The 1,353-nt window shown below is 57.2% G+C and carries 1 protein-coding gene; it reads left to right on the forward strand.

Annotated features, from left to right (window positions below):
- Window positions 1-167: 167 nt before the first annotated feature.
- Window positions 168-1,353, forward strand: a 1,186-nt coding sequence (locus tag ORS3428_RS08520; protein ID WP_071096420.1) for a glycerate kinase type-2 family protein, incomplete at its 3' end; no start/stop codon positions are given.

Raw genomic sequence — 1,353 nt, forward strand, 5'->3', positions numbered from 1 at the left:
CGAAAAAAATGGCGCTCTGATAAATTGGCTTTATAGCTGACAGGATTGTATCGGCGTACCCGGCACAGACTGAAAGTGATACCTGATGGCCTTCCCAGTCCGCGACGGATTTGTACGCGCGGAGCGGGGCTGCCGCAGTCATCCCTTAAAGTCGTCCGAGTCCTTAGATGAAGAAAATAAGAAATTCCGAGCAAATCGTTGCACAGGGCGATGCGGCTTCAAGGAAGCTGGTGCTCGAGATCGCCGACCGAACGCTCGATAAGCTGGACAGTTACAGGCGGATCCGCAGCATCATGCGGATGGAAGGCGAGGTGCTCCACATCGGCGTACGCTCCTGGGACCTTTCAAAGAAACGCAACGTCTATCTGTTTGGCGCCGGCAAGGCTTGCAACCACATGGCGATGGCGGTGGATCACGTGCTCGGTGATCGCCTGACGCGTGGCATCGCAATCGTCAAGATTCATGAAGAGACCGATCGCTTCAATAAGACCGAAGTCTACATCGGCGGCCACCCGCTGCCGAACGAGGAAGGATTCCGYGCTTCGAAGCAGATCATTGAGGTAGTCGACAAGGCGGGCCCCGACGATCTTTTTATCGTTGTGATCAGCGGTGGGAGTTCGGCCCTGATGTCCTGCCCGATCGACGGCATCTCACTGCAGGATGAGATCGACACGACCGACGTGCTCCTAAAATCAGGTGCTGGAATTTATGAAATAAATGCAGTCCGTCGTCACATATCGGCATTGAACGGCGGGATGCTGGCCAAGCGCATTCAGGATGTCGGGGCCGAGCTGATTGGCTTTGGTATCAGCGACGCCGTGGGTTCGCCGGCAACCGGCGACATCGCGGTGCCTTATGYGGCCTACAAGAGCACGCCAATYGGGCCCGACGCTACGACACTGGATGACGCGCGCGCCACGATTGTCAACTTTGACGTGGCAGGCCGCCTGCCGAAGAGCGTGGTGGACTACCTAATGAACGCTGGTCCCGAGAGGGAAACACCCAAAGCATTCCCCGATAACACCTATTTCCTGCTCAACACGCTGCCGGACTCCTGCATTTACGCGAAACAAGCGTGCGATGAGATGGGCATTCCCGCCATCATTCTCACCTCATTCCTGGAAGGAGAGAGCCGCGACGCGGGCACCTTCTTCGCTTCCATAGCGCGCGAAATCCAAACCTACGGCAATCCGGTCAAGCCGCCCTGCGTGCTGCTCAGTTCCGGTGAAGTAACCACGCAGATCTTCGACAACAGTTCCATCAGAGGACACGGCGGCCCGGGTCAGGAAATGACGGTGAGCTTCGCCATCACCGCTGCCAAGACGAAGGGGGCCTGCCTTCTCTCCATCGACA

The sequence above is a fragment of the Mesorhizobium sp. ORS 3428 genome, assembly GCF_001854785.1.
Lineage (GTDB): Bacteria > Pseudomonadota > Alphaproteobacteria > Rhizobiales > Rhizobiaceae > Mesorhizobium.